The organism is Pseudoxanthobacter sp., assembly GCF_036822375.1.
Classification (GTDB): Bacteria; Pseudomonadota; Alphaproteobacteria; order Rhizobiales; family Segnochrobactraceae; genus Pseudoxanthobacter.
Genome location: NZ_DAISHT010000076.1, coordinates 2404 through 9952, shown reverse-complemented (window position 1 = coordinate 9952; position 7549 = coordinate 2404). Strand labels below are relative to the sequence as shown.

The 7549-nt window shown below is 70.3% G+C and carries 8 protein-coding genes and 1 tRNA gene; 2 read left to right on the top strand and 7 right to left on the bottom strand.

The features are described from left to right. Window positions 1–254: 254 nt before the first annotated feature. Complete coding sequence (locus tag V7067_RS09265; protein WP_334175611.1) at window positions 255–518, bottom strand: hypothetical protein; 264 nt, start codon at window positions 516–518, stop codon at window positions 255–257. Window positions 519–778: 260 nt separating this feature from the next. Continuing rightward, on the bottom strand, window positions 779–1345 hold the full coding sequence (locus V7067_RS09260; protein ID WP_334175610.1) for a hypothetical protein: 567 nt from the start codon (window positions 1343–1345) through the stop codon (window positions 779–781). Window positions 1346–1724: 379 nt separating this feature from the next. On the opposite strand from V7067_RS09260, the gene V7067_RS09255 reads away from it, so the two are divergent. Next, window positions 1725–2828, top strand: coding sequence for an AAA family ATPase (locus V7067_RS09255; RefSeq protein ID WP_334175609.1), 1104 nt, complete (start codon window positions 1725–1727; stop codon window positions 2826–2828). 12 nt (window positions 2829–2840) lie between these two features. Here V7067_RS09255 and V7067_RS09250 read toward each other — a convergent pair whose 3' ends face one another. From V7067_RS09250 to V7067_RS09235, 4 genes are all read right to left on the bottom strand, one after another. Beyond that, on the bottom strand, window positions 2841–3590 hold the full coding sequence (locus V7067_RS09250) for a phosphatase PAP2 family protein (protein ID WP_334175608.1): 750 nt from the start codon (window positions 3588–3590) through the stop codon (window positions 2841–2843). Between the two features lie 7 nt (window positions 3591–3597). Next, on the bottom strand, window positions 3598–4188 hold the full coding sequence (locus tag V7067_RS09245) for a hypothetical protein (RefSeq protein ID WP_334175607.1): 591 nt from the start codon (window positions 4186–4188) through the stop codon (window positions 3598–3600). Between the two features lie 186 nt (window positions 4189–4374). Then, window positions 4375–4995, bottom strand: coding sequence for a peptide deformylase (locus tag V7067_RS09240; RefSeq protein ID WP_334175606.1), 621 nt, complete (start codon window positions 4993–4995; stop codon window positions 4375–4377). 395 nt (window positions 4996–5390) lie between these two features. Next, window positions 5391–5466, bottom strand: a tRNA-Asn gene (locus V7067_RS09235). Between the two features lie 213 nt (window positions 5467–5679). Between V7067_RS09235 and cobU the strand changes: the two genes are divergently transcribed. Then, a complete protein-coding gene (cobU, locus tag V7067_RS09230; RefSeq protein ID WP_334175605.1) occupies window positions 5680–6261 on the top strand; it encodes a bifunctional adenosylcobinamide kinase/adenosylcobinamide-phosphate guanylyltransferase in 582 nt (193 codons plus the stop codon). Between the two features lie 112 nt (window positions 6262–6373). Here the strand turns inward: cobU and ruvX are convergent, their stop codons facing one another. Then, on the bottom strand, window positions 6374–6883 hold the full coding sequence (gene ruvX / locus V7067_RS09225) for a Holliday junction resolvase RuvX (RefSeq protein WP_334175604.1): 510 nt from the start codon (window positions 6881–6883) through the stop codon (window positions 6374–6376). Window positions 6884–7549: the final 666 nt, after the last annotated feature.

Genomic DNA, 7549 nt, shown 5'->3' with positions numbered 1-7549 from the left:
TCAGGGTTCGCCGTCGTCTTCGCAGAGTCCGGGTTTTCGGGAGATTGCCGGGGGGGGCAGGCCGGGGCGCCGCAACGGCCTGTGCCGGCCCTGCGGGGGTTCTCTTGCGGGTCTTGTCTGACTGCCGGCCTGACCAGCCGGCCTGCCGGCCCTGCCTGAACGGACTTTGCTTCCTGAACGGATTTGGCTTCGCAGCCGGCGGGTGAAGGCGCCGGGCTGTTGGCGGGGGCGTGGTCAAACGGGTTCAGGACGGCTCAGCCGAGCCGGGAAACCCGCTGCAGCCAGCCGACCATCCGGGCGACATTATACGGCACCCAGGGCGGCATATCGCGATAAGGGTGCCCCATGGGCAGTTTCTGCCGCAGGAAACGCGCCCGCCGCGCCTCGTAGCGCGCCCTGCGCTCGGACATCGGCTGCGGATAATAGCTGAGATAGGGATTGATGGGGCGCAGCGCCGTGTCGGAATCGACGGCCTGTTCACCACGTGCCTCGGAATCCGATCGTGCCTCTTCCGCCATCGTCCGTGCCTTAAACGTGTTAATTCAGCGACAAGCACTCGCATAAGTATGTATCACAGGCGGTCCTGCCGGACGATGGTATTTCTTGATTTGAGATCCGCAGGCAATGCGGAAATTATAAGCGCTCCGGCAAGGCAGGATTGCCGGAGCAGAGGGTGCGCCACATTAAGGTTGTGCGAACGGCGCGGGCGGTTGTGGAAGCGCCGGCTTGCGGGAGCGGAAAGGCCGCTCCCGCCGGTCACTTCGTCAGGGCTGCTGTGTCAGGGCTGCTGTGCCGGAGCCGGGCCGCCCTTCGGGCCGCGCTGCGGCAGGGCGGCAAGGCCCTTGTCGATCAGCGGTGCCACGGCCTTGACGCAGGCTTCCGTGCTGTCGCTGTCGGCACACTTGATGATGATGCGGCCGCCCGGGCCGCCGCGGTCGAACACCAGCACCGCGCCCTTGGTGGGCGGCAGGCCGAGCCCGCCCATACCCGGCCCCATCATGCCGGGACCGCCCATCATGCCAGCCCCCATCATGCCGGGACCCATGCCATGGGAACCGGGCGCGCCGGGACAGCCGGGGCCCATTCCGCCGCGGCCCATGCCGCCCATCATGCCGGGGCCCATCCCCTGACCCATGCCGGGTCCGTGGGGGCCGGTGCCGTCGCAGTCACGGCTGCCGGGGCCGCGATCCGGGCGGGCCGGGGCGCCGTCATCCGGGGCCGGAGCCGCGGCCGCCGTCTCGTCGTCGGCCGGCGGGGTGGCGGCGCTCTGCGCCAAGGCGGGCGCGGAAAGAACGGCGAGGGCGGCGCCGACAAGGGCGACCTTCTTCAGGGTGGAAATCGTCATCGGCATTGTTTTCACTCCGGGCTGCAGGGCCCCTTCAGGGGCTTTCTGCTTGGGGTGGCGGGTCCGGCGCCCGATAGAGAGCGGCGCCGGTTGGCCGGGCCGGGGTTCGCTTCCCGCGGTCCTGTGCTAGAGAAACGGGCGGAGACGCTGCCCCCTACGCGGCTGCCGACGGGGCAGGGCGGGAATTCGGGACAGGATCGGCAGGATAGAAACAGGCTGTGCCTGCGCGTGCCTGCCGGCGGTGGACGCGGGCGGACGAATCGTGCTCTGCCGTGCGCTATCCGGCTCTTGCCCTCCCCTGCGCCTCCGGCTCTGCTCTCCGGCCTTGTGCGTTGCCGCTGCGGCGCGGGCGGCCCTGTTCAACGGTTGAGTGCTTCTGATGTCCGAACCACGCTGGTCGCCTCAGCAGGAGGCGGCGCTGAAGGCGGTGTCACGCTGGCTGTCCGATCCGGGCCGTCCGGTTTTCCGGCTGTTCGGCTATGCGGGCACCGGCAAGACGACGCTGGCCCGCGAAATCGCTTCCGCCGTGGACGGCAAGGTTGCCTTTGCCGCCTTCACCGGCAAGGCGGCGCTGGTGCTGCAATCCAAGGGCTGCACCGGCGCGTCCACGCTGCACAGCCTGATCTACAAGCTGGAAGACGAGAATGCCGGCGCGCCGAAATTCGTGCTCAACCGCGACAGTGCCGTGAAGAATGCCGACCTCGTGATCGTCGACGAGGTGTCGATGGTCGACGAGGCGCTGGGCAAGGATCTGCTGGCCTTCGGCACCAAGGTGCTGGTGCTGGGCGATCCGGCGCAGCTTCCGCCCGTCAAGGGGGGCGGTTTCTTCACCCGCGACGAACCGGATGTGATGCTGACCGAGGTGCACCGGCAGGCCCGCGACAATCCGCTGATCCGGCTTTCCATGGATGTGCGCGAGGGCGGCGGGCTCATTCCCGGCACTTACGGCGACAGCCGCGTCATTTCCCGGCGCGAACTGGAGAGCGAGGATGTGCTTGAAGCCGATCAGGTGCTGGTCGGGCTGAACCGCACCCGCCACCTCTATAACGGCCGCCTGCGCGCCCTGAAGAGCTATGAGGGGACGGTGCCCAATGTGGGCGAGCGGCTGGTCTGCCTGCGCAACAACCGCTCAAAGGGGCTGCTCAACGGCGGCATCTGGTCGGTGGCGGAGGTCATTTCGGCCGACGAGCGCGTCGTGCAGCTCCATATCGACCCTGAGGACGCCGGCACCGCGCGCAAGCGGCGGCGGGTCTCCGTGCACCCGCATTTCTTCGCCGGGCGCGAGGGCGAACTGTCGTGGGATATCCTGCGCCACTTCGACGAACTGACCTACGGCTATGCCCTGACGGTGCACAAGGCACAGGGCTCGCAGTGGGACCGGGTGATGCTGTTCGACGAGAGCCATGCCTTCCGCGAGGACCGGGCGCGCTGGCTCTATACCGGGCTGACGCGGGCCGCGCGGTCGGTCACGGTGGTGGTCTAGCACGGCGGTGGTCTAGCGGTTGCCGGCCTGCTGCATCAGCCGCGCGGCCATCCAGCACGCCAGCGCCCAGAATGCCCCGAGCGCCCAGCCGGCCACCACGTCCGAAGGCCAGTGCACGCCGAGCAGCACCCGGCTTGCGCCGATCATCACCGTCAGCAGCAGGGCGACGGCCATGATGAACAGCCGCACCCGGCGCTCGCGCTGGGCCTGCGCCAGCAGCGCGCCGATGGTGAGATAGGCCACCGCCGACAGTGTGGAATGGCCGGACGGAAAGCTCGCCGTCGAGACTTCCGCCAGATGCGGCACGACATCCGGCCGCGGCCGGTCCACCAGCCATTTCAGGGCGGAGGAGAGCATCTGCCCGCCCCCCACGGCGGCAATCAGCAGCAGGGCCGTGGTGCGCCGCCGGCTGAGCCACAGGTAGCCGACGCCGATCGCCAGCACCATGATCAGCACCACGGTGGAGCCGAGGGCGGTGACATCGCGCGCCGCCTCGGCAAGCCAGCCCGGACCGATGAGCCGGGCCGGGTCGCCGGGCTGCCGCAATGCGCCCAGCAACGCGGGATCGAAGCGGAAGGCCTCCCGCTCCATCACATGATCGGCAATGAACGCGAAGGTGAGGAACAGCCCGCAGGCCGCCAGAAAGGCCGCCAGCAGGCCGGGCTCGGCCCGCAGCCGCGACAGCAGCGCCGGCAGGCGGCGCGGTGCGGGGCGGTCGCTGCGGTGCCGGTCTGCCGGCTGCGGATGCTGGGGGTGGCTCATGCCGGCCTCAGTCGGCCTTGGGGGCGCGCTGCACCAGATCGACCGACACCGACCAGATGCGCTTTGCCGGCGCCACCTTGCAGGCGGCCAGCGCCTGCTCGGCGCTGCACACGCCCGGCGGCGGGTTCCACTCGGCGGAGACCACGGCGATGAGGTCGCCGTTCTTGAAGCTCTTCAGTTCGCCTGTCGGCCCGACGGTGCTGCGCGACTTGTCGACGGTCCAGTCGGCGAACGGCGCCTCGATGGCCTTGAGGGCGCTTTCCAGCGTGCGGTAAGGCAGCCCGCGGCCGGTGGCGGCAATGCGGCAGGCGCGGCCCTTCCAGCCGTTGATCGGGTCGGTGAAGGCGATTTCGGCGGTGGTGAAGGCCAGATGCACGGAGCGGCGCAGCCGCGTGGCGATGCTCTCGCAGGTTTCCGGCTTCGGCGCCACGAACTGCGCGCCGGCCGCCTGCGCCAGAGCCGTGGTGCCGAGGAGCCCGCTGCCGGCAAGGCCGGTCACCGCCACGGCACCCGTCAGGCCGGCGAGAACGACAGCGGCAAGGCGGCGGGGCAGCAGGCGGCGGCGGGCGGCAGGGCGGGGCAGGCGGGCGGGGCGCATCGGGCGGGTCCTGAAGGGCGGCATCGGGTAAAGAGCGGCATCGGGCAAAAAACAGCGACGGGGCCGCGCGCCGGCACAGAACTTCCGGCAGCCGGCGGCGATTCCGGCGGCCATAGTGGCGTGGCCCATGCGGCGGCATTGGGGCAGGTGGCGGCCGCGCGCCATTTTGTCCGCGGCTGTGCACCGTCAGCCGAAACGCGGCCGGGCGGCGGCCGGCAGGGCGCCGAATTCGCCCAGAATTTCCGCGATCGGCCGGGCCATCTCGCCGCGCATGGCCTCGGCGGTCATGAACGAGCGGGCGATCATGCGGTCGGTGTAGAGAACGCCGTCGAGATGGTCGGCCTCGTGCTGGAGAATGCGGGCCGGCCAGCCGTGGAAACGCGTCCAGTCATGCCCGGCGCCGTTCTCGTCCAGATAGCGCACCTCGATGACGCGATGGCGGGTCACAAGGGCGCCGTAGCCGGGAATCGACAGGCAGCCCTCGAAGAACGTGCGCATTTCGGTGCCCACCGGGCGCCATTCCGGGTTGATCATCACCACCGGGCCGAAGGGGCGGCGCTCCATCTCGCCGGCGCGATCGGGGCCGAGGGCCTGCACGGCGGCCCCGGTATCTTCGGCCACCAGAATGCGCAGCGATTCGCCGATCTGCGGGGCGGCCAGCCCCACACCGGGGGCCGCCCGCATGGTGGCGATCATCGCGGCAATGAGGCCCTGCACGGCATCGCTTTCAATGACGGCCGGATCGACGGGGCTGGCCGGGGTGCGCAGCACCCTGTCGCCGATGCGGCTGATGACGGGCGGATTCATGGGATGCTCTCCTCGCCGGGCGGTGTGCCGGCCCGGACGGCCGGCGCACGCTTCCGTCAGGTTAGCACTCGCGGCACGGTCTCCGACAGGCAGGGGTCTCCGGCAGGCCGGGTGCAGGAGCGGGACGCATACGGGCGGGATGCATACGGGCGGGACGCACACGAACCGGGCGCCCGGTCAGGCGCGGCGAACCGGCGCTGCGGTGAGATGCAACACGCAGAAATGCCGGCCGATGCTGATGCAGACAGCCTGTCTCAGCGGAAAACGGGGCATTGGATAAAACGGCGCACTGGATAATGAGGGATTGTCGAGTCCGAAGTTCACAGGGGCCTGTGGCCTCACCTGCGCCTTTCTGTCTTCATGAGCCTGTTCGGTTACAGGCAGACAGGAAAGGATGGCTCCCCGGGCCGGACTCGAACCAGCGACCCAGCGGTTAACAGCCGCTTGCTCTACCGACTGAGCTACCGGGGACCAGAGCCGGTGGTGACCGGCTCGAGACGGGTGTATATTGATCCCGATCCCGCTTGCCAAGCCCTTTTGCGGCGGCAAAGCGATTTTCGCCCACTTATTCACAGCGCCGGAACCGGTTCTGCGAACCCTGTGGTGTGCGCTGGCGGTGCCCGGCGCGACGGGATATCCAGCCTTTCAGTGGAAATATGAGGTCTCTGACGGGCGGAGCGCGCGATGGACTGTGCTGGGGAAAAGTCGGTGCGCCGGGCGGCGGTGGTGCTGGTCACGGGCGGTGCCCGCTCGGGCAAGAGCGCCTTTGCGGAAGAGCTGAGCCGTCGGAGCGGGCGCGAGCGCGTTTATCTGGCCACTGCCGAGGCCGGCGACGACGAGATGGCGCGGCGCATCGCCCGTCACCGGGCCGACCGCGGGGCCGGCTGGCACACCGTGGAAGCGCCGCTGGCGCTGGCGCAGGCGATTGCCGCCGAGGCGCGGCCGGGCCGGGTGGTGCTGGTCGACTGCCTGACGCTGTGGCTCAGCAACCTGATGATGGCAGAGCGCGATATCGCCGCCGAAAGCGCGGGCCTCGTGGCGGTGCTGGCCGGTGCGGCGGCGCCGGTCATTCTCGTTTCCAACGAGATCGGCCTCGGTCTGGTGCCGCAGACGCCGCTCGGCCGCCGGTTCCGCGATGCGCAGGGCCGTCTCAATCAGGCCGTCGCCGCAGCGGCCAGCGACGTGATCTTCGTTGCCGCCGGCCAGCCGCTGCGCCTCAAGCCGGCCCCGGCCGTGAGTGTCGACTGGGGCGGACCCGGCGCCTGAAGGCCGGCCGGACACCGCACACCACCCCCGCATAAAGGGGCGGCCGCGGCCGGGCCGGGCGGGCCGGCGCGGGTCGCGCAGGGGCGGCGAAGGCCGGGCGGAGTGCGGCGGTTCAGGCGCCGCCGTCGTCCGCCTCGCCGTCCTGCTCGGCCAGAAAGCCGTTCAGCCGGTCGAGCGCGCCCTGCAGCAGAAAGGCCGCGGCCATCTTGTCCACCACCTCGCCGCGCCGGGCGCGGGAGGTATCGGCAGCGAGCAGGGTGCGGGTGACGGCGACCGTCGACAGCCGCTCATCCCAGAACACCACCGGCACGTCGGTGAGCTGGGCGAGGTTGCGCACGAAGGCACGGGTCGACTGGGCCCGCGGCCCCTCGCTGCCGTCCATGTTGAGCGGCAGCCCGATCACCATGGCGGCGATGCCGAATTCGTCGGCGATGTCGAGCAGGGCGTCGGCATCGGCGGCAAAGCGCGTGCGGCGGATGGTTTCCATCGGCGAGGCGATGCGCCGGCCGACATCGGAAAGCGCAAGGCCGATGGTCTTGGTGCCGAGATCGAGGCCGAGAATGCGGGCCTCCCCGATCAGATAGGGGGCCAGATCCTCGATTCGAATCGTGGGCGTCGTCATTGCAGCGAACTCATGGACATGAACCCCGGGGGCAGGCGGTCCCGGGCCCGGATTTTCCGGGCAGCGAACGAGCAAGGCCGCAGCATCTGCGGCCGGGCGGGCAGGAGAGACGGGCGAACGCTAACACAGCCCGCCCCGTGACGGCGAGATCCGAAGCGCGGCCCGGGGCGCGATTCGCCCCCGGATTCTGTCGCCGCATTCTCATGGCGGCCACATCGCGCCGCGCCGGCGGCGTTGCCTCCGGCACCGGGATGCCTGTAGTGTTGCAGCCCGGCATCAGGCCGGCACCGGCGCGCGGCTGTAACGGCCGCGCGGCTGTAACGGCCGCACCCGGCAACAATCCTCCGGCGCTGCCGGAGCGGGCCGGCGACAGGCAAAATCGCGCTGCGGCATCCTTCCCGGCCGTGGGTCGCTTTTTGTGTCGTTGCCTGTCTCGTGCCGCCGGCTGTCGTGTTGCCGGCTGTCGCGCCTTTGTCATGGCCGGCCGTTCTGATGCCGGCCCGGCGTCTCAGCCGTGTCGCCTGCCTCTATCCTGCGCGGGCCGCGTCGTCGCTGCCGCTGCCCGTCCGGGCAGCCGCCGCGGTCGCGACCGCGCCGGCCTCCGCGGCCATCCCCATCCGGCACGCTCTGGCCTGCCGGCCTCCGGCCGCGCCATTGCGAACAGAC